Here is a 25,899-nt window from a genome sequence, read left to right on the forward strand (position 1 = left end):
GCGCGGGCCCCGCAGCCGTGACACAGGACGGACGCCCCGCCGTACGGCCTGCTGTACAGCCCGGGCCCGGAGACCGTACGGTTCCCGCAGCAGCCCCGCTGCGGGAACCGCGCACCCCCCGGCGCGCGTCCCCCACCACGGAACCCGCGCCCCACAGGAGGACCGGATGCCGTCGAGCATCGCCCGCCCCACCGCCCTCGCCGTGGCCGGACTCATCGCGATCCTCCCGCTCAGCATGGTGAGCTGCTCCGCCGCCCAGAAGGCCATCGACTGCGGCAACACCGCCGTGAAGATCACCGGCGACATCGCCGACGTCACCAAGGCCTACGACAACGCCAGCAACGACTCGGCCGCCGCCGGGAAGGCCCTCCAGAAGCTCAAGGGCGACCTCGACCAGGTCGGCAGGAACTCCAAGAACACCGACGTCGCCAAGGCCGTGACCGACCTCCGGAAGCAGGTCGAGAACGTGCAGCGGGCCGCCGACAGGAACGAGGTCCCCGACCTCAAGCCGCTCGGCGACGCGGCCGGCAACCTCACCACGGTGTGCACCGGCTGACGGCCCGGCAACGCTCGGTAGGGTGAGCGATATGTCCACCCGCCTGATCCTCGCCACCCGCAACCAGCACAAGGTCGCCGAACTCCGCGCGATCCTCACCGACGCCGGTCTGGACGTCGAACTCGTCGGCGCCGACGCCTACCCCGAGATCCCGGACGTCCCCGAAACCGGCGTCACCTTCGCGGAGAACGCCCTGCTCAAGGCCCACGCCCTGGCCCGCGCCACCGGCCTGCCCGCCGTCGCCGACGACTCCGGCCTCTGCGTCGACGTCCTCAACGGCGCACCCGGCATCTTCTCCGCCCGCTGGGCCGGCAAGCACGGCGACGACCGCGCCAACCTCGACCTGCTGCTCGCCCAGCTCTCCGACATCGCCGAGCCGCACCGCGGCGCCCACTTCTTCTGCGCCGCCGCCCTCGCCCTCCCCGACGGCACCGAACGCGTCGTCGAGGGCCGCCTCCTCGGCACCCTGCGCACCACCCCGGCCGGCGGCGGCGGTTTCGGCTACGACCCGATCCTCCAGCCCCTCGGCGAGACCCGCACCTGCGCGGAGCTCACCCCGGACGAGAAGAACGCCATCAGCCACCGCGGCCAGGCCTTCCGCGCCCTCGCCCCGGTCGTCAAGGACCTGATCGCCTGACGGGTCGTCCGTCGAATGTCGAAGGTCCGCCCCGGGAAGCTTCCCGGGGCGGACCTTCGATTCTCAGGTGTAAGACTGGTGCGGCCTGAGGGATTCGAACCCTCACGGGGTTTCCCCCACCGGATCCTAAGTCCGGCGCGGCTGCCGTTACGCCAAGGCCGCATGGCCTCCAGTCTAGGGCTTTGCCGCAGGTGAGAACACCGAGAATTGGTGCGACGCCCCGCGCCTGTTCTTGTTCCGCCCGCAGTACGTGTCGGTGACGGAGTGGCAGTTCGGGCAGAGCAGTCGGAGGTTGCCCGGCCGGTTGTCCGACCAGTCGCCGTTGACGTGGTCGACTTCCAACGTCATCGGGCGTCCCCGCCACTCGGGGCCGGTGCCGCAGTCCTCGCACAGTTCCGGGCGGCCGAGTAGAGCGCTGCGAGCATCTCGTCGAGCGAGGTGGCGGTGGCTGCCGTGGTGGCGAGCAGTTCGCGGGTGTACTTGACCGGCATGGATGTCCCCCCTGTGGGCCGATGAAGCCCCCTCCCCGGTCGGTCAACGAGCGGTGTCGGGGTTCGGTCACGGGTGGCGGCGGGTTTCGGCCACCGGCTGACTGGTTGCCGAGGGGTTCCGACCTGTGATGTTTGGCTTTTGATTACCAATTGGTACAGACCTATTGACCTATGTGGTTCAGACCACATAGCTTCTGCGCCAATTGCAATCCCCCACGTGCGTGCTCCCCCACGGGCATGCGCCGACACTCTCTCCTGGAGGACCGAGTGTTGATCCGAAACACCGCGGAGCGGCGTCCCACCGCCGCTCGGCACCGCAGGAGTCCGGCGGCAAGGGCGGGCGTGGCCTCGTTGGCGGCCGCCTCGCTGGCCGGGCTGCTGATGGCGACGCTGGGCGCGGCGCCCTCGCAGGCGTCGGCGGCCGTCGACAACGCGGCCTGTCGGCCGGACGGGCTGTACCAGACCCCCGGGGTCGACGTCCCGTACTGCTCCGTCTACGACACCGGCGGGCGCGAGAAGATGGGTGCGGACCACCAGCGCCGCATCATCGGTTACTTCACCGGCTGGCGTACCGGCAAGAACGGCGACCAGCCGTACCTGGTGAGCGACGTCCCCTGGGACAAGGTCACCCACCTCAACTACGCCTTCGGGCACGTCGGCGGCGACAACAAGCTGTCGGTCGGCACGGACGGCCCGACCAACGAGGCGACCGGGATCTCCTTCCCGGGCGTGCCCGGTGCCGAGCTGGACCCGACGCTCCCTTACAAGGGTCATTTCAACCTGCTGACGAAGTTCAAGAAGCAGTACCCGAACGTCAAGACCATGATCTCGGTGGGCGGTTGGACCGAGACCGGCGGCTACTTCGGGGACGACGGCAAGCGGGTGAACTCCGGCGGCTTCTACTCGATGACCGTGAACCCGGACGGCAGCGTCAACCAGGCGGGCATCGACACCTTCGCGGCCTCGTCGGTCGACTTCATCCGCACGTACGGCTTCAACGGCGTCGACGTCGACTACGAGTACCCGACCTCGATGAAGGACGCCGGCAACCCGCTGGACTGGCAGCTCGCCAACTCCAAGCGCGGTTCGCTGGCCAAGGGCTACACGGCGCTGATGAAGACGCTGCGGGAGAACCTGGACCGGGCCGGTGCCGCCGACGGCAGGCACTACCTGCTGTCGGTCGCGGCCCCGTCGTCCGGCTACCTGCTGCGCGGCATGGAGACCTTCCAGGTGGCGCAGTACCTGGACTACGTCAACATCATGTCGTACGACCTGCACGGGGCCTGGAACAAGTACGTCGGCCCGAACGCCTCGCTGTACGACGACGGCAAGGACGGCGAGCTGGCGGCGGCGAACGTCTACGGCACCGGGCAGTACGGCGGCATCGGGTACCTGAACGCCGACTGGTCGTACCACTACTTCCGGGGTGCGATGCCGGGCGGCCGGATCAATGTCGGCCTGCCGTACTACACCCGCGGCTTCAAGAACGTGCAGGGCGGGACCAACGGCCTCTGGGGCACGGCCTCGGCGACCACCTGCCCGGTCGGCTCCGGACTGACGGCCTGCGGTGACGGCGCGGTCGGCATCGACAACATCTGGAACGACAAGGACGACGCGGGCAAGGAGTCCCCGGCCGGGTCGAACCCGATGTGGCACGCCAAGAACCTGGAGAAGGGCATCCTGCCCGACTACCTCGCCAAGTACGGCGTGACGGACACCGCGCTGCAGGGCACCTACGCCCGCAACTACAGTTCCGCCCTGGTGGCGCCGTGGCTGTGGAACGACACCAAGAAGGTGTTCCTCTCGACCGAGGACGAGCAGTCGGTGGGTGCCAAGGCGGACTACATCGTGAACCAGGGCGCCGGCGGCGCGATGATCTGGGAGCTCGCGGGCGACTACAAGTGGGACGCCGCGGCGAACGGCGGCAAGGGCGAGTACGTGCCCGGTTCGACGCTGACCTCGCTGATGTACGACAAGTTCAAGTCGGCGGCCCCGTACGGCGCGACCCGTTCGACGGTGGCGCTGCCGCAGCAGACCCTGGCGATCGACGTGTCGTTCACCAACTTCGCGCTGGGCGACTCGAACTACCCGATCAACCCGAAGCTGCACATCGTCAACAACTCGACCCTGACCCTGCCGGGCGGCACCGAGTTCCAGTTCGACTACGGCAACTCGGCCCCGGGCAACGCCAAGGACCAGTCCGGCTTCGGGCTGCAGGTGATCAGGCAGGACAACCCGGGCCCGGGCAACGTGGGCGGCCTGAAGGGCACCTACAACCGGGTGTCGGTCAAGCTGCCGGGGTGGCAGTCGCTGGCGCCGGGCGCGTCGGTCGACATGGACTTCGTCTACTACCTGCCGGTGTCCACGCCGTCGAACTGGACGGTCAACGTGGGTGGCACGCCGTACGGCATCAAGGGGGACCTGACCCGGGGCGCGGCGGACGGCGGTACGACCCCGCCGACCACCCCGCCGACGACGCCTCCGACGACGCCGCCGACCACTCCGCCGACGACCCCGCCCACCACTCCGCCGACGACGCCGGCCGGTTGCGCGGGTGCGCCGGGCTGGGACGCGGGCACCACCTACGCGGCCCCGACCAAGGTCTCGTGGAAGGGCCACTACTACCAGAACAAGTGGTGGACCAAGGGCGACGACCCCGCGGCGAGCGGCGCGTGGGGAGTCTGGAGCGACCTCGGGGCCTGCTGAACCGACAGCGGTCCGTGAGGTGAAGGACGGCGGTGGCGGCGCACCCGGTCGGGGGGTGTGCCGCCACCGCTCCGTTCCCGGTGGTGAGGGGCTCAGGCCTCGATCTTGAGGTCGCGCAGCAGCTTGGCGACGTGGCCGGTGGCCTTGACGTTGTAGAGCGCGCGCTCGACCTTGCCCTGCTCGTCGACGATGATCGTGGAGCGGATCACGCCCTGGTAGGTGCGGCCGTAGTTCTGCTTCTCGCCGTAGGCGCCGTACGCCTCCAGGACCTTGTTGTCCGGGTCGGAGAGCAGGGTGACCTTGAGGTGCTCGGTCTCGCGGAACTTGCCGAGCTTCTCCGGCTGGTCGGGCGAGATGCCGATGACGTCGTAGCCGGCGCCCGCGAAGACCTCCAGGTTGTCGGTGAAGTCGCAGGCCTGCTTGGTGCAGCCGGGGGTGAGCGCCTTGGGGTAGAAGTAGACGACGACCTTGCGGCCCGCGTGGTCGGCGAGGGACACCTGGTTGCCGTCGGCGTCGGACAGGCTGAAGGCGGGCGCGGTGTCGCCGGGCTGGAGACGCTCAGTCATGGGTGGACTCTCCTGGTGCGTGCTGCTGTGACGGGCGGTCGTACCACGGCAAACCTACCTCCGATGGTGGGTGGGGCCGCGCGGCCGTTCCCGGCAGCTGACACACTGGGTCAGCGCACGGATCGCAACGGATCGCACAGATCGACATCGGCAAGTGAATGGGGTGGCCCGAGTGGGCGAGGCGAGCACGCAGGACAAGTCGGCGCGGACGACCGCCCAGATCGAGGCGGACATCGAGAGCGCGCGCGGCCGGTTGGCGGCGACCCTGGACGAGCTGGCCGTACGCGTTCACCCGAGCACGATCTCCGCCCAGGTCAAGGCCAAGGCGGCGGCCGCCGTCGAGGAGCGGGCCGGGCGGGCGTACGTGGCCGCGAGCGGCATGGTGGACAAGGTGAAGGCGCAGTTCGTGGACGAGAAGGGGCAGCCGCGCCGGGAGCGGATCGTGCCGGCCGCGCTGGTCGGTGTGGGTCTGGTGCTGCTGGTCGCCTCGTCGCGCAAGCGTCGCAAGGACTGACCGTTCGCGGACGCGGACGCGGACGCGGACGCGGGTGAGGGCCGGGCGCGGTGCGTGCCCGGCCTTCCGCGTGCCCGGCCTTCCCGGCGCGCGGCCTTCCGCATGCCGGGCCAGGGTCACGCTCCGCGCCCGGGAGCGGTACCTTCGGGACCGTGAGTACGAACGACGAGACCCGCTCCGACCACCAGCACGAGGTCGCCCGGCACGACCGGCTGGGCGAGAAGCTGCCGATCCGGATGCTGCACGACCGGGTGCTGGTGCGCATCGAGGGCGGCGAGGGCGAGCGCCGCTCGACCGGCGGCATCCTGATCCCGGCGACGGCCGAGCTGTCCAAGCGCTGCACCTGGGCCGAGGCGGTCGCGGTGGGCCAGAGCGTCCGCTCGGTGGAGCCGGGCGACCGGGTGCTGTACGACCCGGAGGACAAGTTGGAGGTGGAGGTCCGCGGCGCCACCTACGTGCTGCTGCGCGAGCGCGACCTGCACGCGGTCGCGGCGACCCGCTTCGGTGACACGGAGGGCTCGACCGGGTTGTACCTGTGAGCGCGCGGCGCCTGCGGTACTTCTTCGAGGCGGGGGTCGTCGGTACGGCGCTGTGGCCGGACGACGTGGAGAGCCCGTACGGCTACCCGGCCGAGCTGGACCGGTTGCCGCTCGGCGCGGCCCTGCGGGCGGAGCTGGACGAGTTGTCGGCGTGGTTCCAGTCCTCGCTCGACTGGGACGACCCGGGCGGTCCGTCGCCGTGGGGGCCGGAGGAGGAGGCGCGCTTCGCGGTGCGCGCCGTGGCGGCGCTGGAGGCGGTGCGCCGGGAGCTCGGCCCGGAGTGGACGGTCGTGGACCGGTTCCGGCCGGCCCGACCGGTCTGACCGGTCTGACCGGTCTGACCGGTCTGACCGGTCTGACCGGCAGGGTGCGCGGGCCGTCGGCGGGCCCGGTGGCGGCGGCGGTTGCGGGCGTCGGCCCGGATTCGTCGGTGGCGGGCGTTAGGGTCCGGCCATGACGAGGAGTGGGCCGCTGATCGGTGACGGGGAACGTCGGGCCAGGCTGGGGCGGCGGCAGCTGTTGGCGCCCCCGGCGCGCGCGGTGCGGGTGGAGGACGTGGCCGACGCGGTGGTCGGGCTGCACGCGACGGACGCGGCCACGGTGTACCTGTCGGCGTGCGCGCGGCTGGCCGAGCCGGCGGCGGCCGAGGTGGACCGGGCGCTGTACGAGGACGTCTCGCTGGTGAAGCTGCTGTCGATGCGGCGGACGATCTTCGCGGTGACGGAAGGCTTCGCCCCGTACGTGAGTGCGGCGGCGGCGCGGGCGATCGCGGCGAAGGAGCGGGCGACGCTGCTCAAGCACCTGCGGGACCACGCCGAGGGTTGGGACGAGCAGCGGCTGGCCGCGACCGAGCGGGAGGTGCTGGCCGCGCTGGCGCTGCGCGGCGAGGCGACGACCAAGGAACTCGGCGACGACGTACCGCAGTTGCGCGAGACGATGCTGATGTCGGCGGGCAAGGCCTACGAGGCGAAGCAGAGCGTGGGCAGCCGTCTGCTGCGGCTGTTGGCCTCGGACGGGCACGTGCGGCGCTGCCGTCCGCGCGGCTCGTGGTTGAGCAGCAGCTACCCGTGGGCGCTGGTGCCGCAGTGGCCGGACGTGCCGGTGCGCGAGGCGAAGGCGGAGGTGGTGCGCCGTTGGCTGGCCGCGTACGGTCCGGGGACGGTCGAGGACGTGAAGTGGTGGACGGGCTGGACGCTGGGGGACGTCCGGGCGGCGCTGGCGGACGTCGGTGCGCAGGGCGTGGGCCTGGCTGGCGGTGCGGCGGGGCTGGTGCTGCCGGGTGACGACGGCCCGGTGGAGGAGCCGGAGCCGTGGGCGGCGCTGCTGCCCGCCCTGGATCCGGCGGTGATGGGCTGGCGTGGGCGGGACTGGTACCTGCGGCCGGAGGACGTGCCGGCGCTGTTCGACCGGGCGGGCAACGCCGGGCCGACGGTGTGGTGGTGCGGCGAGGTGGTGGGCGGTTGGGCGCAGCGTGCCGACGGCGAGTTGGTGTGGCGGTTGTTCCGGGACGTCGGTGAGGAGGCGGGGAGGGCGGTCGCGGCGGAGGCGGAGCGGTTGGCGGGGTGGCTGGGCGGGGTGCGGGTGACGCCGCGGTTCCGGACGCCGGTGGAGCGGGAGTTGGTGGCGGGGCGGTAGTCCGGGCCGTTCCAGGGCCGGTGGCCCGGGTCGTTCAGGGGGTGGGTGTCGCCGCCGGGTGGGTGGCGGGGCCGCCGGTGGCGGTGGGCGGGTCGGTGGGCCGGGGCGGCCGGGTCTGGGTGGGCCGGGGGGCGGGGCTGGGCTGGTCCTGGGTGGCCGTGGGCTGGGGGGCCTGCGGGGTGGGGGTGGTCGGGCCGGGGGCGGGTTCGCCGGTGGCGGCGGGGGCGCTGGGTGCGTGGGTGGGGGTTCCGCCGGGTGTGCGGGTGGCGCCGGTGGTCGGGCCGACGGGGGCCGGGGTGGTGCCGGCGGCGGGGGAGGTGGTGCTGGTGGTGGGCCAGGGGCCGGGGCTGAAGCCGGGGCCGGGGTCGTCGTGGCCGGTCTGCAGGTCGAACTGCTGGGTGGGGGTGCCGCCGAGGGCGGCGGTCATGTAGGCGGTCCAGATCTTGGTGGGGATGGCGCCGCCGTTGATCCGGGTGAGTCCGGCGGTGCCGGCCAGTGGTTCCTTGGCGTGGGTCTTCGGGTTCTCCCGGAACAGGCCGACGGTGGTGGTGAGTTCGGGGGTGTAGCCGGCGAACCAGGCGGACAGGTTGGAGTCGGTGGTGCCGGTCTTGCCGGCGGTGGGGCGGCCGAGGTCGAGGGCGGCGGCGCCGGTGCCGCGGGGGCTGACGACGTCGCGCAGGACGTCGGTGACGGAGTCGGCGATGCCGCGGCCGATGGCGTCGGTGGGGTTGTGGTCGGGCGTCTTGGGGACGTCGACGGCGCCGCCGGGGTTGACGCGTTCGAGTTTGAGGACGGACCACGGGGTGTGGGCCTGGCCGTGGTTGGCGAGGGTGGCGTAGGTGCCGGCGAGGTCGAGGGCGCTGGGGGTGGCGGTGCCGAGGGTCATGGAGGTGTTGGCCGGGTCCATGCCGCGGACGGTGTCGGGGATGCCGAGTTTGACGGCGGTGTCCCGGACGCGGGCGAGTCCGGCGTCGACGCCCTCCTGCGCGTAGACGGAGTTGACGGACTTCACCATGGCGTAGCGCAGGGTGATGTTGCCGTAGTCGACGTCGTCCTCGTTGGGCGGTGCGTAGGGGGTGGGGCCGCCGGTGACGGGGCGTTCGCTGGTGCCGTCGTAGTGGGTTTCGGTGGTGATGGGGTGGCCGTCGAGGGTGTGCTGGGCGAGCAGGCCGGCGGCGAGGTCGATCGGTTTGAAGGTGGAGCCGATCTGGTTGTCCTGGCGCAGGGCGTCGTTGTAGGGCTGTTTGGCGTAGTCGGGGCCGCCGTAGACGGCGAGGACGCGGCCGGTGGCGGGTTCGACGGAGGCGCCGGCGACCCGGACGTCGGTGTCGGTGGTGGGGCGGGCCCTGGGGTCGAGTTCGTCGGTGAGTTCGTCCTGGACGGCTTTGACGAAGGCGTCCTGCTTGGGCTTGTCGAAGGTGGTGGTGATGCGCCAGCCGCCGGCTTTGAGGGTGGCGGCGTCGATGGTGCCGGAGGAGATGAGGTAGTCGTCGGCGACGCCGACCAGGTAGCCGGCCTGTCCGGCGAGGCCGGTGGCGGGCTGGGGGTCGATCGGGTCGGGGAAGGTGGCGGCGGTGCGGTCGGCGGTGGTGAGGAAGCCGAGCTGGACCATGCCGTCGAGGGTGTAGTTCCAGCGGGCGACGGCCTTCTCGCGGTTGGCGGGGGTGGCGGTCTTGACGTCGTAGAGGCTGGGGGCCTGGAGGAGGGAGGCGAGGTAGGCGCTCTGGGGGAGGGTGAGTCCGGAGACGTCGACGCCGTAGTAGGCGTGGGCGGCGCTCTGGATGCCGTAGGCGCCGCGGCCGTAGTAGCTGCTGTTGAGGTATCCGGCGAGGATGTCCTTCTTGTCGCGCTGCTGGTCGACCTTGAGGGCGATGAGGAGTTCGCGGCCCTTGCGTTCGATGGTCTGGCTCTGGGTCAGGTAGTAGTTCTTGACGTACTGCTGGGTGATGGTGGAGCCGCCCTGCATGCCCTTGCCGAGGAGGGTGTTCCAGCCGGCGCGGACCATGCCCTTCAGGTCGATGCCGCGGTTCTGGTAGAAGGTGCGGTCCTCGGCGGAGACGACGGCCTGCTGGGTGTGCAGCGGGATCCGGTCGATGGTGACGTCGGTGCGGTTGACGGCGCCGGTGCGGGCGATCTCGGTGGTGCCGTCGGCGTAGAGGTAGATGTTGTTCTGGGCGACGGCGTGGGCGTTGGGGTCGGGCACCGGGACGATGACGTAGAGCACGGCGAAGCCGCCGACGGCGAGCAGGAGCGCGGTGGTGAGCGTGCCGAGGGTGACCCGCCAGGTGGGCAGGAGCCGGCGCCAGAGCGGGAGGGCGCGGCGGGCCTCACGGCGGGCGGCCCGTTTGGCCTGGCGTCGGGTGCTCAAGGTCATGGCGAGATTATGTGCTATTTGACGTCCGGTCAGCGGCGGTTGGGCGTTTGACGTGCGCGGTTGGGTACTTCGGGCGCCGTCCCGGGTGTGCGGGCGGGTGGGTCGTTGCGGCTGTCGGAAAACCGGGTGCGGGCGGTGGGGGCCGGAGGTACGGTGAAAGATGCGAACTTCATAGCGCGCCCGTTTCGGCAGCTCCGTCGGTCCGGCCCGGTACCCCCGGGTGCGGCCGGTCGGAGCCGTTGGGGCGTGTGCGGACGCGTGCGGACGCTCCTCTGCCCGTATTTGTCGACAAGGAGACAATATGCTGAACGCTGCCCCCGCCGAGGCGCGGCCCCCCGATCCCGGGGCGGCCCTCGCCGCCTCCCTCGGGCTGTACGCCGCCGTCGCCCGCGGCGCCTTCCGCCGCTACTCCACCTACCGGGCCGCCACCCTGGCCGGAACCTTCACCAACACCGTCTTCGGCATCATCCTCGCCTCCTCCTTCCTCGCCCTCTGGCAGGCCCGGCCGGGCCTCGGCGGCTACGACCAGAGCCAGGCCGTCACCTACATCTGGGTCAGCCAGGGCCTGCTGGTCACCGTCGCCGTGTGGGGCGGCGGCTTCCAGGACGACGTCCAGGACCGGTTCCGCAGCGGGGACATCGCCGTCGACCTCTACCGGCCGGTCGACTTCCAGGGCTGGTGGCTGGCCACCGACCTCGGCCGGGCCGCCTTCCAGCTGCTGATCCGCGGCACCGTGCCGATGCTGGTCGGCGCGCTGGTGTTCCGCACCCGGATGCCCGAACAGCCACTGACCTGGGCGTTCTTCCTGCTCTCCGTGCTCCTCGCGGTGGTGGTCAGCTTCGGGCTGCGCTTCCTGGTCTCGATCACCGGCTTCTGGCTGCACGACTCGGAGGGCGTGCGCTCGGTGATGCTGGTCGTCTCGATGTTCTTCTCCGGGATGCTGCTGCCGATCGCGCTGTTCCCCGGGTGGCTCGGCGACCTCGGCCGGGTGCTGCCCTGGGCCGCCCTGGTCAAGGTGCCGACGGACGTCTTCCTGGAACGCGCGAACGGCAGCGGGCTGCTCGGGGCGTTCGGATTCCAGCTCGCCTGGGCGGCCGCGCTGCTCGCCGCCGGGCGCGGCGCACAGTGGCTGGCGACCCGCCGGGTGGTGGTCCAGGGTGGCTGAGCACCTCGTGGCCGGGCACCGCACCGCCGCGGACCCCGACGGCGGAGGGCCGTTCGTGCGGGAGCGCCTCGGCCCCCGCACCGCGTGGGCGGTCCGCTCCTGGTGGCTCTGCGCCCGGATGTGGATGCGCTCGATGATGGCCTACCGGGCCTCCTTCGCGCTGAACCTGCTGGCCAGCCTGGTCACCCACTCCCTCGACTTCGTCGTGCTGGTGATCATGTTCCGGCACACCGACCGGCTGGGCGGCTGGACCCTGCCGGAGATCGCCTTCCTCTACGCCACCGCGACCTTCTCCCTCGGCGTCGCCAACCTGCTGGTCGGCTCGGCCGACGGCCTCGGCGTACGGATCGTCAACGGATCGCTGGACACCATGCTGATCCGCCCCGCGCCCGCGCTCTCCCAGCTGTGCGCCGAACGCTTCTCGCTGCGCAGGCTGGGCCGGCCGCTGCAGGCCCTGGTGGTGCTGGCCTGGTCGCTGGCCGCCCTGGACGTGCACTGGACCTGGGACCGGGTGCTGCTGGTGCCCGTCCTGCTGGTCTGCGGCAGCGTCATCTTCGGAGCGATCTACATCGGCGGTGCCACCGTCCAGTTCTGGTGGGGCGAGTCCAAGGAGATCCAGAACTCCTTCACCTACGGCGGCGCGACCCTGCTGCACTACCCGCCGACCATCTTCGCCAAGGAACTGGTCGCCGGGGCGGTCTTCGGCGTCCCGCTGGCCTTCGTCAACTGGCTGCCCGCCCTGCACATCCTCGGCCGGCCCGACCCGCTCGGCCTGCCCACCGCCTTCCAGTACGCCTCCCCGGTCGCCGCCGCCCTCTGCGTCGCCGTCGCCGGGCTCGCCTGGCGGGCCGGGCTGCGCGCCTACCGGGGCACCGGCAGCTGACCACCCCCTCACGGTAAGGAACGCCCATGGCACTGATCGAACTAGAGGACGTCCGCCGCAACTTCACCGTGCGGGCCCGGACCGGCCGGTTCAGCCGGACCAAGCGCGAGGTGCGCGCCGTGGACGGGCTCGGCTTCACCGTCGACGCCGGCGAGTGCGTCGGCTACATCGGGCCCAACGGGGCAGGCAAGTCCACCACCATCAAGATGCTCACCGGCATCCTCGTCCCCAGCTCCGGACGGCTGCGCGTCGCCGGGGTCGACCCGGCCCGCGAACGCGTGGCGCTGGCCCGCCGGATCGGCGTCGTCTTCGGGCAGCGCACCACCCTCTGGTGGGACCTGCCGCTGCGCGACTCCTTCGAACTCGCCCGCCGGATCTACCGCATCCCCGACCGGCGGTACCGCGAGAACCTCGACCGCTGCGTCGAACTGCTCGACCTGGGCGGCCTTTTGGACACCCCGGTCCGGCAGCTCTCGCTCGGCCAGCGGATGCGCGGCGACCTCGCGGCCGCGCTGCTGCACGACCCGCAGGTGCTCTACCTCGACGAGCCGACCATCGGCCTGGACGTGGTCAGCAAGGCCAAGGTGCGGGAGTTCCTGCGCGAGGTCAACCGCGACCGGGGCACCACGGTGCTGCTCACCACCCACGACCTGACCGACATCGAGCAGCTCTGCGACCGGGTCATGGTGATCGACCACGGCCGGCTGGTCTACGACGGCGGGCTGGACGGCCTGCACGCCACCGGGCGCAGCGAACGGACGCTGGTCGTGGACCTCGCCGACGCCCGGCCGGCGATCGAGGTGGCGGGGGCCCGGGTGGTGAAGGTCGAGGGGCCGCGCCAGTGGCTGGCCTTCCCGGCGCAGCAGAGCGCCGCGCCGATCGTGGCGGCGGTCGCGGAGCGGTACCCGCTGGTGGACCTGTCGGTGCGCGAGCCGGCGATCGAGGACGTGATCGCCCGGATGTACGCGGAGGTCGCGATCGGCTGAGCGGGGCGGGCGGGCCGGGCCGGTCGTCGTGCGTCCGTGCCGTCCGTGCGTCCGTGCCGGCCGGTCGTCGTGCGTCCGTGCCGTCCGTGCGTCCGTGCCGGCCGGTCGTCGTGCGTCCGTGCCGTCCGGACCGGCCGGTCGTCGTACGGACGTGCGGCGGCCGGGAGCGCGTTCCGGTCCCCGTCGCCGGTGCGGGTGACGGTCGTGACCCCGTGCTTCCGGCCCGAGTTGACCGGTCGCCGCGCGCAGAGACCAGGACCCGGAGGCCCGCCGCCCGATGACCGTGCCCGACGGGACCGTGGTGGTCGCGGTCCGTGACGCCATGCCGTACCTCACCGCCTGGCTGGACCCGCTGGTCGGGCGGGCGCCGGGGCGGCTGGAGGTGGTGGCCGTGGACGACGGCTCCACGGACGGCGGCGGCGAGCTGCTGGACGAGTACGCGGCCCGCCACCCCGGGCTGTTCCGGGTGGTGCACCGGCCCGGCCCGGGCGGACCGGCGGGCCCGGTCGGCCGCGGTGCGGCGCCGGGCCGCGGCCGCTACGTGCTGTTCCTCGGCGCGGACGACCGGCTCGGCGGGGAGGCGCTGGAGCGGCTGGTCGCGGCCGCCGACGCCTGGGGTTCGGACGTGGTGGTGCCCGGACGGGCCGGGGCGGACGGGCGGCCGGTGCCGCGGGGGAGATTCCCCGGCGGCGCGGGGCCGGTGGGCTCCGCCGACCCGGCGCCGGCGTGGGCACCGGTCTGGGTGCCGGCCGGCACCGAGCTGTTCCGGCTGGACCTCGTCCGGCGCCACGGGCCGCGCCGCGACGAGGGGCTGACGGTCCTCTCGGACCGGCCGTTCACCCAGGAGGCCTTCCTGCGGGCGGGCAGGGTGTCCGTCCTCGCCGACGCCGACTGCTCCTTCCTGGTGCCGCGCGAGGACCGGGGCGGCGTCACCGGGCCGGCCGGGGCGCCGGACCGGCTGCGCGGGATCGCCGCGCTCCGGCAGGCGGCCGCCGAACTCGCCGCACCCGGCGCGGAGTCGGACGCCGTCCGGGCCCGCAGCTTCGCCCGGGACGTGCCGCGCGTGCTGCAGGAGGGCTTCCTGCTGCTGGACCACGGGCTGCAGGAGCGGGTGTGCGTCGAGGTCGACCGGCTGGTGGAGCGGTTCGGGGCGCGCGAGGTGTACCACCGGCTGCCGGTCGCCGCCCGGGTGCGGATCGAACTCGCGGCCGTCGTCGGGCCGGAGGCGTTGCGCGACCAGATCCGCTACGAGGCCGCGCACGGCGAGCCGCCGGTGGTCGTGGACGGGCGGCGGCACTACGCGGCCTTCCCGGCGTTCCGGGACGCCCGGCTCGGCCTGCCGGACGAGTTGTTCCTGTTGCGGGAGGAGCCGACGGCCGAGGCGGTCCCCCCGCGGTTCGGCCTGGCGCGGCAGCTGTGGCGCGGGGTGGTGCCGGCGCGGCTGCGGCGCCGGCTGTGGCGCCACCCGCTGCGGCGGGCGCTTCGGGGAGCGGGGCGCAGACCTGGGGGCGCGTGATCGCGGGGCACGCCCCCGTCCGCGCCGGGCAACGGGCAGACTGGCGGGGTGAGTGACGATGCCTTCAGCGGGACCGGCCCCGGGGTCCGGTTCACCGCGGCCGACGAGCAGAAGAGACACGGCGTCCGCCGGATGAAGACCATCGCGACCGGCCTGCTGGCCTTCGCGACCCTGGTCTTCGTCCTCTCCACCTGGGCGAAGGCGGCCGGCGCGGGCGCCTGGGCCGGGTACGTGGCGGCCGCCGCCGAGGCGGGCATGGTGGGTGCGCTGGCCGACTGGTTCGCGGTGACCGCGCTGTTCCGCCGCCCCTTCGGACTGCCGATCCCGCACACCGCGATCATCCCGACCAAGAAGGACGCCTTCGGCCGCTCGCTCGGCGAGTTCGTCGGCGAGAACTTCCTCTCCGGGCACGTGGTGCGCGGGCGCCTCGCGGCGCTCGGCATCGGCCGCCGGCTGGGGGAGTGGCTGGCCGCGCCGGGCAGCGCCGAGCGGGTCACCAAGGAGGCCTCGGCGGCGCTGCGCGGCCTGCTCGCGGTGCTCCGCGACGACGACGTGCGGGCGGTCGTCGCCGAGGCGGTGACCCGGCGGGCGGCCGCCACCTCGGTGGCCGAGCCGATGGGCCGGATGCTCGGCAAGGTGGTCGCCGACGGCGGGCACCACGGCGTGGTGGACCTGGTCGCCGTCCGGGCGCACGACTGGCTGACCGAGAACCACGAGGACGTGGTGCAGAAGGTCACCCAGAAGACCCCGGGCTGGACTCCCAAATTCATCGACAACCAGGTCGGCGAGCGGGTCTACAAGGAACTGCTGCGCTTCGTCGCCGACATCCGGGACGACCAGGACCACCCGGCCCGCGGCGCGATCGACAACTTCCTCGCCGACTTCGCGACCGAGCTGCAGACCGACCCGGAGACCATCGCCCGGGTCGAGCGGGCCAAGGGCGAACTGCTGGCCCGCCCCGAGGTGCAGGACCTGATCAACTCCACCTGGGCGGCCGTGCGCACCCTGGTGATGGGCGCGGCCGAGGACGAGGACAGCGAACTGCGCCGGCGCATCCGCGAGGGCGTGCGCCGCTTCGGCGAGCGCCTGGCCACCGACACCAAGCTGCAGGCCAAGGTGGACGGCTGGCTGCAGGACGCCGCGCAGTACCTGGTCGAGACCTACCGGGCCGAGATCACCTCGCTGATCTCCGACACGGTGGCGGGCTGGGACGCCGACGAGGCCTCCCGCAAGATCGAGGCCAACGTCGGCCGCGACCTGCAGTTCATCCGGATCAACGGCACCGTGGTCGGTGCCCTGGCCGGACTGCTGATCCACACCGCGGCGGTCGCGCTCGGCGGCTGACCGTCCGACCGGGCCCGCCGGCTTGGGCCTATCCTGGGCCGGTGTCCGCGATACGCGCGTAGAAGACACGGAGAAGGAAAGAAGGGAACCACCGTGGTCCAGCCGGACGGAAGTCGGATCGGAAACCCCACCGGAAGCACCGGTAGCAGCGGCGGCATCGAGGCGTTCATCGCCGGGATGCCCAAGGCGGAACTGCACGTCCACCACGTCGGCTCGGCCTCGCCGCGCGTCGTCGCCGAACTGGCCGCCCGGCACGCCGGGCAGTCCAAGGTGCCGACCGACCCGGCCGCGCTCGCCGAGTACTTCACCTTCACCGACTTCGCGCACTTCATCGACGTCTACCTGAGCGTCGTGGACCTGGTCCGGGACGCCGAGGACGTCCGGGCGCTCACCTACGGCGTGGCCGAGGACATGGCGCGCCAGAACATCCGGTACGCCGAGCTGACCATCACCCCGTACTCCTCGGTCAAGCGCGGCATCCCGGACGTCGCCTTCATGGAGGCGATCGAGGACGCCCGGCTGCGCGCCGAGAAGGAACTCGGCGTCGTGCTGCGCTGGTGCTTCGACATCCCCGGCGAGGCCGGCCTGGAGTCGGCCGAGGTGACCGCCCGGCTGGCCACCGAGCTGGCCCCCGAGGGCCTGGTCAGCTTCGGCCTGGGCGGCCCGGAGATCGGCGTGCCGCGCCCGCAGTTCAAGCCGTACTTCGACCGGGCGCGGGCGGCCGGCCTGCGCAGCGTCCCGCACGCGGGCGAGACCACCGGGCCGGAGACGGTCTGGGACGCGATCCGGGTGCTCGGCGCCGAGCGCATCGGGCACGGCACCCAGGCGGTCAAGGACCCGGCGCTGATCGACCACCTGGGCGAGCACCGGATCCCGCTGGAGGTCTGCCCGACCTCCAACATCGCCACCCGGGCCGTGGAGCGGATCGAGGACCACCCGATCAGGCAGATGGTGGACGCGGGGCTGCTGGTCACGATCAACAGCGACGACCCGCCGATGTTCGGCACCGACCTCAACACCGAGTACGCGGTGGCGGCGCGGCTGCTGGGGCTGGACGAGACCGGGGTGGCGGCGCTGGCCCGCAACGCGGTCGAGGCCTCCTTCCTGGACCCGGCCGGCAAGGCGCGGCTGTCCGGCGAGATCGACGCCTACCTGGCGGGCTGGAAGGCCTGACGCCACCCGCTCGCGCCCGTTCTCGGACCGCCCCGTCGACCCCGGTCGGCGGGGCGGTCCGCGTTCCGGCGCCGGGGCGCACCGGCGGTGGTGCCACGGGTGGCGCCAGAATGGTGCCAATAAATCCTCGACATGGCGCCACTGCCGTGCCATGCTTGAGCCATGGACCTCACGCCGTACGTCGAAAACCTCCGGAACGAACTCGCGGTGGCCGCCGCCGCCGGTGGGGACGAAGCCCGTGCGCTGGCCGACCGGCTGACGCTCCCGCTGGAGTCGGCCGTACGGCTCACGCTGCTCAACGCGCTGTCGGCCGCCATGGGCGAGGTCACCCGCGACCTCGCCCCGGGGTCGGTTGACGTGCGCCTGCGCGGGCTCGACCCGGAGTTCGTCGTGACCGCGCCGCCCGGCTCCGACGGCTTCCACGGGGACGCGCCGGTCGTGGTGCCACCGGCCCCGGTCGTGGTGCCACCGGTGGTGCCGGTGGCACCGGAGTCGGACGAGAGCGGCACGGCCCGGATCAACCTGCGCCTGCCCGCCAACCTCAAGATCCGGGCGGAGGAGGCCGCCGGACAGGAAGGCCTCTCCCTCAACGCCTGGCTGGCCCGAGCCGTCGCCGGCGCGCTGGAGGCGGGCCGTCCGGTCGCCCTCCCGGTCGCCGACCCGGGCGCCCGCACCCCGCGCAGTATCGGCGGCCAGGGCTTCACCGGCTGGGTCCACTGACCCTCCCGCGCCACCGACGGCCCGCTCCACCCGTAGCACCCGCAACAGCCCGAACGTTCCACAGCCTTCGCACCTTCGACGTCACCCCCGCTCCGACCAGCGGGAACACCCACACGAGCCAAGAGGACGGGACAGCCATGCCTACGTACGAGACCGACGGACCGATCTCCGCCGCCTTCGACTTCGAGATCGGCGCACTGTGGATCACCGCCGGCAAGCGCACCGACGCCGTGGTCGAGGTGCGGCCCGCGAACGCGGCCAGGGAGGCCGACGTCAAGGCCGCCGAGCTGACCCAGGTCGACTTCTCCGGCGGTCGGCTCACCGTCAAGGGGCCGAAGCAGCGCACCGTGTTCTCCAGCAAGAAGGGGTCGATCGAGGTCCTGGTCGAGCTGCCGGCCGGCTCCCAGGTGCACGCCGACTCCCCGATGGCGGACTTCGTCGCCGAGGGCCCGCTCGGCGACTGCCGGCTGAAGACCTCCATGGGCCGGATCCAGGTCGACCGGGCCGACAGCGTGCGGCTCAAGACCGACATGGGCGACATCCGGCTCGGCGCGGTCGCGGGGGACGCCGAGGTGTCCGGCTCCGGCCGGATCGAGATCGGCACCGTCGGCGGCGCGCTGACGGTCAAGAACAGCAACGGCGACACCGAGATCGACGAGGTGCACGGCGAGCTGACCGCCAACGCCTCCAACGGCCGGATCCACGTCGGCCTCGCCGGGGCGGACGTGGACGCCAAGTCGGCCAACGGCCACCTCCGGGTCGGCCGGGTGGTCCGGGGCAAGGTCACCCTGCGGACCGGTGTCGGGGACGTGGAGGTCGGCATCGCGGAGGGCACGGCGGCCTGGCTCGACGTGCACAGCAAGTTCGGCGGCGTCCGCAACTCCCTCGGCGAGACCGACGGCCCGGGCGGCGCCCGGGAGACCGTCGAGGTCCGCGGCAGCACCCAGGTCGGCAGCATCATCGTCCGGAGGGCCTGATGACCGCGATCTCGGCGACCGGACTCACCAAGTCCTACGGCGACAAGGCGGTGCTCGCGGGCATCGACCTGCAGATCCCCGCCGGCACCGTGTTCGCCCTGCTCGGGCCGAACGGCGCCGGCAAGACCACCACCGTGCAGATCCTCTCCACCCTGATCCCGGCGGACGGCGGCACGGCCCGGGTGGCCGGCCACGACGTGGTCCGCGAAGCCGACGGGGTGCGGAAGGCGATCGGGGTCACCGGCCAGTTCTCGGCGGTGGACAACCTGCTCACCGCCGAGGAGAACCTGCTGCTGATGGCCGACCTCAACCACTTCCGCCGTCGGGAGGGGCGGAGGCGGGCCGAGGAACTGCTGCACCGCTTCGACCTCGCCGGGGCCGCGCGCACGCCCGTCACCACCTTCTCGGGCGGCATGCGGCGCAAGCTCGACCTGGCGATGACGCTGGTCGGCGACCCGGAGGTGATCTTCCTCGACGAGCCGACCACCGGACTGGACCCGCGCAGCCGCCGCACCATGTGGGAGATCATCCGGGGCCTGGTCGCCGACCAAGGTGTGACGGTCCTCCTCACCACCCAGTACCTGGACGAGGCCGATCAGCTCGCCGACCGGATCGCCGTCCTGGACGGCGGCCGGATCGTCGCCGAGGGCACCGCCGAGGAGCTGAAGCGGATCGTCCCCGGCGGGCTGATCCGGCTCCGGTTCGCCGACGCCGCCCAACTGGGCGCCGCCGCCGGCCTGTTCGACTACGCCGCCGTCGACACCGAGGCGCTGCGGCTGGACATCCCGGGGGACAACTCCGTCATCACGGTGAAGGCCGTCCTCGACGCGCTCGACAACGCCTCCGTGCGGGCCGAGTCGCTGGTCGTGGAGACGGCCGACCTGGACGACGTGTTCCTCACTCTGACCGGGGAGGGCGTGCGATGAGCGCGACCACGAGCGTGACCACCAGCGCGACCACGAACGCGACCGTGAGCCACGCGGTCCGCGACTCGCTGACCATGCTGCGGCGCAACCTCAAGCGCGCGCAGCGGTACCCGGCGATGACCTTCTCGGTCGTGGTGATGCCGGTGATGATGCTGGCGCTCTTCAACTACGCCTTCGGCGGGGCGCTGGGGCTCGGCATCGGCGGCGGCAGCTACATCGACTACGTGACGCCGGGGATCGTGCTGATGACGGCGACGGCCGGGTCCGTCGCCACGGCGGTCGGTGTCTGCGTCGACATGACCGAGGGGATCGTCAACCGGTTCCGGACGATGGCGATATCGCGGTCGGCGTTCCTCGCCGGCCACGTGATCGGCAGTGTGATCCAGACCGTGATCGCGCTGGTGCTGGTGACGGGCGCGGCCTTCGCGATGGGCTTCCGGTCGCACGCGGGCCCGGTGGAGTGGCTCGCGGCCGCGGGGCTGCTGCTGTTCGTCACGCTGGCGCTGACCTGGATATCGGCAGGCATCGGGCTGGTCTCGAAGACGCCGGAGAGCGCCAGCAACACGCCGCTGCCGCTGACCTTCCTGCCCTTCATCGGCAGCGCCATCGTCCCGCCCGACTCCATGCCGACGGCCCTGCGCTGGTTCGCCGAGTACCAGCCCTTCACGCCCGTCATCGAGACCCTGCGCGGCCTGCTGATGGGCACCGCGATCGGCACCAGCGCGTGGAGCGCCCTCGCCTGGTGCACCGGTCTGACGCTGCTCGGCTACTTCTGGTCGCGGAGCGTCTTCCACCGGCGGTGACGGGGGTACGGCCGGTGGACGCGGCCCGGGTGACGGAACCCCCGTCACCCGGGCCGTAGGGCTCGTCGTCGACCACCCGCCCGCGGGAGTTCGGCGCCGGGCCCGGGGGTGTGCCCGTAGTAAAGTCCGGGCAAAAGTTCACCCAGGGGGAGTACATGGCGGCGGCTGCGTGGCACAGACGGATCGAATGGTGGTTCAGGGGCGCCGCGTTGGTCGCGTTCCTGGCCTACCTGCCGGGCCACCTGGCCTCCCGCTCGGGCGGCCTGGTGGAGGTCGAGCGCTGGCTGAACCACCCCGTCCTGCTGCTCGGGACGGCAGCGGTGATGCTCATGGTCTCGATGCTGGTCCGGTTCGAGTTCCGCGAGAGGTGGGCGCAGCTCGGCTGCGCCGCCGTCCTGTCGCCGCTCATCGTGGTCGCGGTGGTGATCGGGGCCGTCACGTACTTCCTGGGCGGTGACGGCCGGCTGGTCGAGCGCAAGCCCGACCCGAGCCGCCCCGAGCACGTCCTGATCATCACCGACGTGGCGTTCTCCATCGACCCGATCTACCGGGTGGAGCTGCTGACCGGCAGTGGCTGGACGGCCCGCCACTGGGATCTGGGCACCTGGGACGAGGGCGACGGCTTCCGCAGGGCCGAGTGGTCCGGGCCGGACCGGATCACGGTGACCACGGAGCACGAGGCCAGGGTCTACACCGTCAACGGCGACGGCCGGCTGAGCGGGCCGGAGGTCACGCCCCGCTAGGCAGGGCCCGTCTGCCTGTCTGCCTGTCTGCCCGTCTGCCCGGCGTCTGTCTGCCCGGCGTCCGTCGGCCCGTCGGCGGGCGCCGGGGGTGGGTTGTCGGCGGGCGGCGCTATCGTCACCGGCCATGGGATTCTCCGGGGCCTTCGTGGTGGCGCGCTCTGCGCGGTCGTTGACCGAACTGACGTCGGTCCGGGTGGACGAGGTGCTGCCCGAGTGGGAGGCCGAAGGCGCCGGGGTCGGCGACTGGCGGATCCTGCAGACCGGCGGCCCGGTCGACACGGCGACCGGGATCGTGGCCGAGACCGGGGCCCCGGTGCTCGTGATGCACGTCCACGACAGCGACTTCGTCTTCGCGCAGGCCTGGGGGCCGGGTGGCCTGAGCTGGCACAGCACCTTTCCCCGGGAGATGGCCCTGGACTACGAGGTGCCCGAGAAGTGGATCACTGAGCCCGATGAGATCGCGCCCCGCGCGGCCGCCTGGGCGGAGGGCGCCGGGCTGCGGCCCGACGAGGCCGCGGTGCTGGCCGTGCTGGAGCAGGGGAGTGAGCCGCTCGCCGAGGACCTGGCGCTGGACCTCACCCGCGCACTGGGCTTCGGATTCCCGAAGGGGTAGACCCGGCTCCCCACGGGGTGCGACCGCCGCGCCGGGAGCCGGGAGCCGGGAGCCGGGAGCCGGGGGCCGGCGGCCGGGCGGCTACCAGCGGTCGATGCCCATGACCTTCGCCGCGTTGTGGATGGCGTTGTAGTGCGGGATCGACATGTCGGACTTCTTCTGGCCCGCGGGCAGGTTCTTGTCGGCCGCGCGGAACTCGTCCCGGGCGGAGGCGAGCAGGCTGGTGCCGTAGGAGACCGGGACGTCGTTCTTGCCGTGGATCGGGTGTGACTTGGCGGCGGTCTGGCTGCCCGCGTTGGCGAGGATGCTGCGGGCCTGGTTGTAGGCGTCGGCCTTGACCGTCTTCGGGTTGCGGACCTGCGCCTGCACCCCTGCCACCGGCCGGGCCTGTTCGGCGGCGGTGGCGACGGGCGCGGCGGCGCAGAGGGCGCTGGCGGTCACGAGGACGGCGAGGGCGTTCCGGAGGTTCCGGTCCATGGGAATGCCTTTCGGTGAATGATCGTCAAAGTTGCTCCGGCGCACCGCATGTGTGAACGGTGCGGGTGCGAACGCCTTCGTCACTACCCAGGCCCTCCGCAGCGGAAAACCGCCTTCCGCTCGGAGAGTTCGGCAGCGATCCGATCAAGCCGTTCTCGATCGGCGACGGCCGTGTCGCCATACTGGCGCGATGGAATCCGCGTTCTACGCCGACGTCATCGCCGCCGGCGGCCTGACCGCCGCGCTGGAACGGGCGGCTGCCGACCTGGCCCTGGACGTCACGGTGCTGCCGGCCGACTCGGACCGGACGGCGAGCATCGCGGCGCCCGCCCCCGGGCGGGAACCGCTCGACATCCACCTGGAGGACGGGTGGCGGTACTTCGGTGTCGACGGCTGGAGCCGGGGGGTGGCGATGATCGGGGGCGGTACCCCCGACCTCGGTGACGTCGTCCGGGCGGGCGCGGCCTGGGGGAGCGGTACGAGTCTGCCGGAGCTGCGCGCGCAGCTGTCGTGGGTGGAGTACGGCGAGTTCGCGGAGGCGGCGGACCGCAGCCCGGCCGCCGCGGTCGACGTGGCGTGGCGCCTGCTGCGGGAGTGGGCGGCGGAGATGCCGGAGTTCCGGGAGTTCGGCGCGGCGCTGGAAGCGGCGTACCGGCAGCCGCGACTGCGGCAGCTGCTCCCGTTCTCCAGCGTGAGCCGGCTGGGCTTCCGGCCCAGCGTCGGCCACGTGTACCCGCCGGCGGTGGTCATCGTCCCGGCCCGTGACGGCGGCCCCTACCGGGTGCAGCGCACCCTCGACCGGGAGACCGACGACGACCTGCTCGGCGAGGTCCCGACGGCGACGCAAGCCGCCGCCCTCGCCGCGGCCCACGTCCCCGCCGACCTCGGTCCGGCCGTCGCCGGCCCCGACGACCTGTGAGCGGCGACGGCACGGGCGCGGACGCCCCGGGCGGTGCCGGGCAGGCCGGCACCGACGAGATCGAGTGGTGGTTCGCCGCCGTCGCGGACGGCCGGGTGAGCAGGGACGCGGCCGACCGCTGGGCCGGGCGGTGGTTCCTCGACGACGGACTCCAGTGGGACGACCTGTCCCTGTGGGCACTGGACCTGCTGTACGGCATCGACCTGCGGACCGGGCCCGGAGAGCCGTACCTGCACGACGAGGCGCAGGTGTGGGAGTGGCTGGCCGAGTTCAGGCGCCGCCGGGCCGGGTGAGGGCGCGGGCGGCTCGTGCCTCGGGCCGTGAGGGCGGCCCGGGCTCAGGCCGTGGCGGCGGCGCCGCGCAGGCGGGCGGCGGATCGGGCCAGCAGTGCCGCCGCGAGCAGGACCGGGCTGAACCCCAGGGCGTACGCGGCGAGCAGGTTGGTCGCGGTCAGTCCCGTCGAGGAGACCGCGACGAAGGCGGCGGCGGCCAGCGGCGTGGTCAGGATGGGTGCGAGCAGGAGCAGGGTGGCCCGCTTCTTCTGCTCGCGGCTCCACATCCGGGACCTGGTGACGCGGACGGCGGCGGTGACGGCGGCCGCCAGCGCGAGCAGGGGCCCGGCGACCGGGAGCAGGAGCAGCGGGAACGGGAGCACCGCGAGGAGCAGCGTCACGTTGGTGCGACGGGCGCTCTCCGGCTCGGGAAGGGTCAGCCCGTCCTCGGCGAGCGCGGCGTCGGCGATCTGCCGGGGGGTGCCGAGCTGTTCCAGGACGCGGCGGACGGCGGCCTCGTCGGCGGGGTCGTGCTCGGCCAGCGAGACCTCGACGTGTTCGCGCAGGTCGGCGAGGAGTTCGCGGCGGCGCTCCTCGGGGAGAGGGGCGGTGAAGCGGCTGACCGCGTCGAGGTGGGCGCGGACCAGGGGGTGCTCGATGGGGTTGTTCACGGGTTCTCTCCCGGGTCGAGGACGTGGTCGACGGTTTCGCGGAAGGCGGGCCAGAGGGTGGTGAACTCCCGCAGCGCTTCGCGGCCGGTGTCGGTGAGCGTGTAGTAGCGGCGGGACGGTCCGCTGGCCGAGTCGCGGAGGAAGGTCTCTGCGAGCCCGGCGCGGCGCAGCCGGGAGAGCAGGGGGTAGATCGTCCCCTGGCTGGTGGCCAGCATCGGGAAGCGGCCGAGTTCCTGGAGCAGTTCGACGCCGTAGCGCGGGCCGTCCTTGAGCAGGGCCAGTACGCAGTACTCCAGCACGCCCTTGCGCAGCTGGGTCGCCACGGGCCCGTCGGGGGCCTCGGCGGGCCCGTCCGGGTTGGTGATGCCAGGTACCATGCATCACAAGGTAGCAGGCGGAACAAGGTAGCGCGACGGACCGACCCGCCGGAGAGAACGAAACGGCCCGCCGGAGAGCCGGCGGGCCGTGGGTGGGGGAGCGGGTCAGACGTCGAACTCGCCGTTGCGGATGGCGGAGACGAGGTCACGCCATTCGGCGGGGGTGAGTTGGGCGACGGCCTCGGGCAGAAGGCTGCTGCGGACGTACACGGCGTCCGGGCCTATGGCCACCTCCGGGCAGTTGCTCGCATTGGAGCAGGCGCTCGGCCGAATCCAGGCGCGGTTCTCCATCGGCTATATCTCCTTCTTGATTTTCGCGATCAGATCGCGGGAGTCGGCAACCGAGAGAGACCTGTCAGTCATCTGTTCAATGACCGCACGGTACTCCTCCAGGTGCGCAGCCAGGTGGAGGAAGATCGGCCCCTCCATGGAGTCGTAGCTGACGGTGTCGAGCCGTGGCACGGGACCGTTTGCGTAGTTGATGGCCTGGCCGGGTCCCTTGAAGCCTCCAGCGGCGAAGCTGATCACTCGAAGCGTGACATGCGGCAGTTGGGACAACTCCAGCATCCAGTCAAGTTGTTCCCGTGCTACGTCGCGGCCGCCGAACTGCATGCGGAGGGCAGCCTCGTGGACGATCGCCGTGTATGGATGGGTGCCCTTCGCCATCAACATTTCGGATCGCTGCATCCGTTGCTCGACGCGCGTCTCGACGACGCGCGGAGTCAGTTGCACCTGATTGTCCCGGAAGATTGCGCGGCTGTAGCGCTCCGACTGCATGGGGCCTGGTGGATGGCAGATCTGGTAGGAATGCATGCCCTGCGCGTGGTGCTCGAACTCGCAGATGTCGAGGAAGCCTTGCGGGACGAAGCCTCGATATTCGTCCCACCAGCCCTTGCGCCTGTCGTCGGCCATGGCCGCGAGAGCCTCGATGTACGCGGCATCGGTCTCGCCGAAGGCTGTAGCGAGCGTGCGGACTCGCTCGGCCGTGATCGGGTAGTGCCCCTTCTCGACCTGAGTGATCTTCGTTCGATCCAGTCCGAAGACGGCTGCGGCCTGAGCGGTCGTCTGGCGGGCGCTGTCTCGCATCTTCCGTAGCTCAATGCCCAACCGTTCCTGCCGGGCTGTTGGGGTGGTGCGTGGTGGCATGGCCCAAGCATCTATGTCGTCACGTCAACAGTCCAGCTGCTATGGGTGGACCATGTTTCCGGACTTGGTGGCACATGTGAGTCTGCATGCCCTACAGTCTGTGATGCACCGATCACCGAACGGATCGTCAGAACGCCGCTCGGGCACCGAAGAACACCCATGTCTAGTGG

30 protein-coding genes and 1 tRNA gene are annotated in these 25,899 nt (G+C 72.3%); 21 read left to right on the plus strand and 10 right to left on the minus strand.

The features are described from left to right. Nucleotides 1-166 precede the first annotated feature (166 nt). On the plus strand, nucleotides 167-556 hold the full coding sequence (locus tag ACFV04_RS06850) for a hypothetical protein (protein WP_380339382.1): 390 nt from the start codon (nucleotides 167-169) through the stop codon (nucleotides 554-556). 31 nt (nucleotides 557-587) lie between these two features. Next, nucleotides 588-1,193 (plus strand): RdgB/HAM1 family non-canonical purine NTP pyrophosphatase, encoded by a 606-nt coding sequence (gene rdgB, locus ACFV04_RS06855; RefSeq protein WP_380339379.1) that lies wholly within the window; start codon nucleotides 588-590, stop codon nucleotides 1,191-1,193. Between the two features lie 76 nt (nucleotides 1,194-1,269). Here the strand turns inward: rdgB and ACFV04_RS06860 are convergent. The 3 genes from ACFV04_RS06860 to ACFV04_RS06870 form a co-directional block, all read right to left on the minus strand. Beyond that, nucleotides 1,270-1,355, minus strand: a tRNA-Leu gene (locus ACFV04_RS06860). Between the two features lie 12 nt (nucleotides 1,356-1,367). Further along, a complete protein-coding gene (locus ACFV04_RS06865) occupies nucleotides 1,368-1,541 on the minus strand; it encodes an HNH endonuclease (protein ID WP_380339376.1) in 174 nt (57 codons plus the stop codon). Next, nucleotides 1,538-1,684, minus strand: a complete 147-nt coding sequence (locus tag ACFV04_RS06870; RefSeq protein WP_380527286.1) for a hypothetical protein — start codon at nucleotides 1,682-1,684, stop codon at nucleotides 1,538-1,540. The genes ACFV04_RS06865 and ACFV04_RS06870 overlap by 4 nt, the downstream gene beginning before the upstream one ends. Before the next feature lie 381 nt (nucleotides 1,685-2,065). On the opposite strand from ACFV04_RS06870, the gene ACFV04_RS06875 reads away from it, so the two are divergent. Beyond that, nucleotides 2,066-4,390, plus strand: a complete 2,325-nt coding sequence (locus tag ACFV04_RS06875) for a chitinase C-terminal domain-containing protein (protein ID WP_380527355.1) — start codon at nucleotides 2,066-2,068, stop codon at nucleotides 4,388-4,390. Between the two features lie 92 nt (nucleotides 4,391-4,482). Here ACFV04_RS06875 and bcp read toward each other — a convergent pair whose 3' ends face one another. Further along, nucleotides 4,483-4,956 (minus strand): thioredoxin-dependent thiol peroxidase, encoded by a 474-nt coding sequence (gene bcp, locus ACFV04_RS06880; protein ID WP_360253342.1) that lies wholly within the window; start codon nucleotides 4,954-4,956, stop codon nucleotides 4,483-4,485. A 172-nt stretch (nucleotides 4,957-5,128) separates the two neighbouring features. On the opposite strand from bcp, the gene ACFV04_RS06885 reads away from it, so the two are divergent. The 4 genes from ACFV04_RS06885 (at nucleotide 5,129) to ACFV04_RS06900 (ending at nucleotide 7,644) form a co-directional block, all read left to right on the plus strand. Then, nucleotides 5,129-5,470, plus strand: coding sequence for a DUF3618 domain-containing protein (locus ACFV04_RS06885; RefSeq protein WP_360253340.1), 342 nt, complete (start codon nucleotides 5,129-5,131; stop codon nucleotides 5,468-5,470). A gap of 236 nt (nucleotides 5,471-5,706) precedes the next feature. Then, a complete protein-coding gene (locus ACFV04_RS06890; RefSeq protein ID WP_049655715.1) occupies nucleotides 5,707-6,009 on the plus strand; it encodes a co-chaperone GroES in 303 nt (100 codons plus the stop codon). After that, complete coding sequence (locus ACFV04_RS06895; protein WP_380527289.1) at nucleotides 6,006-6,332, plus strand: hypothetical protein; 327 nt, start codon at nucleotides 6,006-6,008, stop codon at nucleotides 6,330-6,332. The genes ACFV04_RS06890 and ACFV04_RS06895 overlap by 4 nt, the downstream gene beginning before the upstream one ends. Before the next feature lie 130 nt (nucleotides 6,333-6,462). Further along, nucleotides 6,463-7,644, plus strand: a complete 1,182-nt coding sequence (locus tag ACFV04_RS06900) for a winged helix DNA-binding domain-containing protein (protein ID WP_380527291.1) — start codon at nucleotides 6,463-6,465, stop codon at nucleotides 7,642-7,644. A 34-nt stretch (nucleotides 7,645-7,678) separates the two neighbouring features. Here the strand turns inward: ACFV04_RS06900 and ACFV04_RS06905 are convergent, their stop codons facing one another. Then, nucleotides 7,679-10,018, minus strand: coding sequence for a transglycosylase domain-containing protein (locus tag ACFV04_RS06905; protein WP_380527293.1), 2,340 nt, complete (start codon nucleotides 10,016-10,018; stop codon nucleotides 7,679-7,681). A 301-nt stretch (nucleotides 10,019-10,319) separates the two neighbouring features. On the opposite strand from ACFV04_RS06905, the gene ACFV04_RS06910 reads away from it, so the two are divergent. The 12 genes from ACFV04_RS06910 to ACFV04_RS06965 all read left to right on the plus strand — a co-directional run bounded on the left by ACFV04_RS06910 (nucleotide 10,320) and on the right by ACFV04_RS06965 (nucleotide 21,867). Further along, entirely contained in the window at nucleotides 10,320-11,183 is an 864-nt protein-coding gene (locus tag ACFV04_RS06910) for an ABC transporter permease (RefSeq protein WP_380339359.1), read from the plus strand. Then, nucleotides 11,176-12,066: an ABC transporter permease gene (locus ACFV04_RS06915; RefSeq protein WP_380527296.1), complete on the plus strand. Its 891-nt coding sequence runs from the start codon at nucleotides 11,176-11,178 to the stop codon at nucleotides 12,064-12,066. Before ACFV04_RS06910 ends, ACFV04_RS06915 begins: the two co-directional genes overlap by 8 nt. A gap of 26 nt (nucleotides 12,067-12,092) precedes the next feature. Continuing rightward, a complete protein-coding gene (locus ACFV04_RS06920) occupies nucleotides 12,093-13,052 on the plus strand; it encodes an ATP-binding cassette domain-containing protein (protein WP_380339354.1) in 960 nt (319 codons plus the stop codon). A gap of 277 nt (nucleotides 13,053-13,329) precedes the next feature. Beyond that, complete coding sequence (locus tag ACFV04_RS06925; RefSeq protein ID WP_380527298.1) at nucleotides 13,330-14,568, plus strand: glycosyltransferase family 2 protein; 1,239 nt, start codon at nucleotides 13,330-13,332, stop codon at nucleotides 14,566-14,568. 48 nt (nucleotides 14,569-14,616) lie between these two features. After that, the gene (locus tag ACFV04_RS06930) at nucleotides 14,617-15,912 is read left to right on the plus strand and encodes a DUF445 domain-containing protein (protein WP_380527300.1); all 1,296 of its coding nucleotides are present in this window, start codon (nucleotides 14,617-14,619) and stop codon (nucleotides 15,910-15,912) included. 117 nt (nucleotides 15,913-16,029) lie between these two features. Next, nucleotides 16,030-17,085, plus strand: coding sequence for an adenosine deaminase (locus ACFV04_RS06935; protein WP_380339507.1), 1,056 nt, complete (start codon nucleotides 16,030-16,032; stop codon nucleotides 17,083-17,085). A 162-nt stretch (nucleotides 17,086-17,247) separates the two neighbouring features. After that, complete coding sequence (locus ACFV04_RS06940; RefSeq protein WP_380339346.1) at nucleotides 17,248-17,805, plus strand: toxin-antitoxin system HicB family antitoxin; 558 nt, start codon at nucleotides 17,248-17,250, stop codon at nucleotides 17,803-17,805. A 137-nt stretch (nucleotides 17,806-17,942) separates the two neighbouring features. Further along, a complete protein-coding gene (locus tag ACFV04_RS06945) occupies nucleotides 17,943-18,782 on the plus strand; it encodes a DUF4097 domain-containing protein (protein WP_380339343.1) in 840 nt (279 codons plus the stop codon). After that, nucleotides 18,782-19,708 (plus strand): ATP-binding cassette domain-containing protein, encoded by a 927-nt coding sequence (locus tag ACFV04_RS06950; protein WP_380527303.1) that lies wholly within the window; start codon nucleotides 18,782-18,784, stop codon nucleotides 19,706-19,708. Before ACFV04_RS06945 ends, ACFV04_RS06950 begins: the two co-directional genes overlap by 1 nt. Further along, on the plus strand, nucleotides 19,705-20,511 hold the full coding sequence (locus ACFV04_RS06955; protein ID WP_380527305.1) for an ABC transporter permease: 807 nt from the start codon (nucleotides 19,705-19,707) through the stop codon (nucleotides 20,509-20,511). Before ACFV04_RS06950 ends, ACFV04_RS06955 begins: the two co-directional genes overlap by 4 nt. Before the next feature lie 155 nt (nucleotides 20,512-20,666). After that, complete coding sequence (locus ACFV04_RS06960; RefSeq protein ID WP_380527306.1) at nucleotides 20,667-21,254, plus strand: hypothetical protein; 588 nt, start codon at nucleotides 20,667-20,669, stop codon at nucleotides 21,252-21,254. A 124-nt stretch (nucleotides 21,255-21,378) separates the two neighbouring features. Then, complete coding sequence (locus ACFV04_RS06965; protein WP_380527308.1) at nucleotides 21,379-21,867, plus strand: hypothetical protein; 489 nt, start codon at nucleotides 21,379-21,381, stop codon at nucleotides 21,865-21,867. A gap of 81 nt (nucleotides 21,868-21,948) precedes the next feature. Here the strand turns inward: ACFV04_RS06965 and ACFV04_RS06970 are convergent, their stop codons facing one another. Next, nucleotides 21,949-22,344: a hypothetical protein gene (locus ACFV04_RS06970; RefSeq protein ID WP_380527310.1), complete on the minus strand. Its 396-nt coding sequence runs from the start codon at nucleotides 22,342-22,344 to the stop codon at nucleotides 21,949-21,951. Between the two features lie 190 nt (nucleotides 22,345-22,534). On the opposite strand from ACFV04_RS06970, the gene ACFV04_RS06975 reads away from it, so the two are divergent. Both ACFV04_RS06975 and ACFV04_RS06980 read left to right on the plus strand, forming a co-directional pair. Then, entirely contained in the window at nucleotides 22,535-23,263 is a 729-nt protein-coding gene (locus ACFV04_RS06975) for a DUF6193 family natural product biosynthesis protein (RefSeq protein ID WP_380527311.1), read from the plus strand. Further along, nucleotides 23,260-23,556 (plus strand): hypothetical protein, encoded by a 297-nt coding sequence (locus ACFV04_RS06980; RefSeq protein ID WP_380527313.1) that lies wholly within the window; start codon nucleotides 23,260-23,262, stop codon nucleotides 23,554-23,556. The genes ACFV04_RS06975 and ACFV04_RS06980 overlap by 4 nt, the downstream gene beginning before the upstream one ends. A 44-nt stretch (nucleotides 23,557-23,600) precedes the next feature. On the opposite strand, the gene ACFV04_RS06985 is transcribed toward ACFV04_RS06980, so the two are convergent. From ACFV04_RS06985 to ACFV04_RS07000, 4 genes are all read right to left on the minus strand, one after another. After that, a complete protein-coding gene (locus tag ACFV04_RS06985) occupies nucleotides 23,601-24,206 on the minus strand; it encodes an HAAS signaling domain-containing protein (RefSeq protein WP_380527315.1) in 606 nt (201 codons plus the stop codon). Next, on the minus strand, nucleotides 24,203-24,583 hold the full coding sequence (locus ACFV04_RS06990; protein WP_360253302.1) for a PadR family transcriptional regulator: 381 nt from the start codon (nucleotides 24,581-24,583) through the stop codon (nucleotides 24,203-24,205). Before ACFV04_RS06990 ends, ACFV04_RS06985 begins: the two co-directional genes overlap by 4 nt. Nucleotides 24,584-24,688: 105 nt before the next feature. Continuing rightward, nucleotides 24,689-24,874, minus strand: a complete 186-nt coding sequence (locus ACFV04_RS06995; RefSeq protein WP_380527317.1) for a DUF397 domain-containing protein — start codon at nucleotides 24,872-24,874, stop codon at nucleotides 24,689-24,691. Between the two features lie 3 nt (nucleotides 24,875-24,877). Further along, nucleotides 24,878-25,729, minus strand: a complete 852-nt coding sequence (locus ACFV04_RS07000) for a DUF5753 domain-containing protein (RefSeq protein ID WP_380527319.1) — start codon at nucleotides 25,727-25,729, stop codon at nucleotides 24,878-24,880. Nucleotides 25,730-25,899 lie beyond the last annotated feature (170 nt).

It is taken from the genome of Kitasatospora sp. NPDC059599, assembly GCF_042735125.1.
Taxonomy (GTDB): Bacteria; Actinomycetota; Actinomycetes; order Streptomycetales; family Streptomycetaceae; genus Kitasatospora.

Excerpts from the sequence above, each read along its gene's own strand:
- ACFV04_RS06850 (WP_380339382.1), top strand. The coding sequence starts at position 167 with ATGCCGTCGAGCATCGCCCGCCCCACCGCCCTCGCCGTGGCCGGACTC.
- ACFV04_RS07000 (WP_380527319.1), bottom strand. The coding sequence starts at position 25,729 with ATGCCACCACGCACCACCCCAACAGCCCGGCAGGAACGGTTGGGCATT.
- ACFV04_RS06890 (WP_049655715.1), top strand. The coding sequence starts at position 5,707 with ATGCTGCACGACCGGGTGCTGGTGCGCATCGAGGGCGGCGAGGGCGAG.
- ACFV04_RS06965 (WP_380527308.1), top strand. The coding sequence starts at position 21,379 with ATGGGATTCTCCGGGGCCTTCGTGGTGGCGCGCTCTGCGCGGTCGTTG.
- ACFV04_RS06995 (WP_380527317.1), bottom strand. The coding sequence starts at position 24,874 with ATGGAGAACCGCGCCTGGATTCGGCCGAGCGCCTGCTCCAATGCGAGC.
- ACFV04_RS06900 (WP_380527291.1), top strand. The coding sequence starts at position 6,463 with ATGACGAGGAGTGGGCCGCTGATCGGTGACGGGGAACGTCGGGCCAGG.
- ACFV04_RS06940 (WP_380339346.1), top strand. The coding sequence starts at position 17,248 with ATGGACCTCACGCCGTACGTCGAAAACCTCCGGAACGAACTCGCGGTG.
- ACFV04_RS06945 (WP_380339343.1), top strand. The coding sequence starts at position 17,943 with ATGCCTACGTACGAGACCGACGGACCGATCTCCGCCGCCTTCGACTTC.
- ACFV04_RS06920 (WP_380339354.1), top strand. The coding sequence starts at position 12,093 with ATGGCACTGATCGAACTAGAGGACGTCCGCCGCAACTTCACCGTGCGG.
- ACFV04_RS06865 (WP_380339376.1), bottom strand. The coding sequence starts at position 1,541 with ATGACGTTGGAAGTCGACCACGTCAACGGCGACTGGTCGGACAACCGG.
- ACFV04_RS06905 (WP_380527293.1), bottom strand. The coding sequence starts at position 10,018 with ATGACCTTGAGCACCCGACGCCAGGCCAAACGGGCCGCCCGCCGTGAG.
- rdgB (WP_380339379.1), top strand. The coding sequence starts at position 588 with ATGTCCACCCGCCTGATCCTCGCCACCCGCAACCAGCACAAGGTCGCC.
- ACFV04_RS06955 (WP_380527305.1), top strand. The coding sequence starts at position 19,705 with ATGAGCGCGACCACGAGCGTGACCACCAGCGCGACCACGAACGCGACC.
- ACFV04_RS06870 (WP_380527286.1), bottom strand. The coding sequence starts at position 1,684 with ATGCCGGTCAAGTACACCCGCGAACTGCTCGCCACCACGGCAGCCACC.
- bcp (WP_360253342.1), bottom strand. The coding sequence starts at position 4,956 with ATGACTGAGCGTCTCCAGCCCGGCGACACCGCGCCCGCCTTCAGCCTG.
- ACFV04_RS06970 (WP_380527310.1), bottom strand. The coding sequence starts at position 22,344 with ATGGACCGGAACCTCCGGAACGCCCTCGCCGTCCTCGTGACCGCCAGC.
- ACFV04_RS06875 (WP_380527355.1), top strand. The coding sequence starts at position 2,066 with ATGGCGACGCTGGGCGCGGCGCCCTCGCAGGCGTCGGCGGCCGTCGAC.
- ACFV04_RS06950 (WP_380527303.1), top strand. The coding sequence starts at position 18,782 with ATGACCGCGATCTCGGCGACCGGACTCACCAAGTCCTACGGCGACAAG.
- ACFV04_RS06960 (WP_380527306.1), top strand. The coding sequence starts at position 20,667 with ATGGCGGCGGCTGCGTGGCACAGACGGATCGAATGGTGGTTCAGGGGC.
- ACFV04_RS06910 (WP_380339359.1), top strand. The coding sequence starts at position 10,320 with ATGCTGAACGCTGCCCCCGCCGAGGCGCGGCCCCCCGATCCCGGGGCG.
- ACFV04_RS06925 (WP_380527298.1), top strand. The coding sequence starts at position 13,330 with ATGACCGTGCCCGACGGGACCGTGGTGGTCGCGGTCCGTGACGCCATG.
- ACFV04_RS06990 (WP_360253302.1), bottom strand. The coding sequence starts at position 24,583 with ATGGTACCTGGCATCACCAACCCGGACGGGCCCGCCGAGGCCCCCGAC.
- ACFV04_RS06975 (WP_380527311.1), top strand. The coding sequence starts at position 22,535 with ATGGAATCCGCGTTCTACGCCGACGTCATCGCCGCCGGCGGCCTGACC.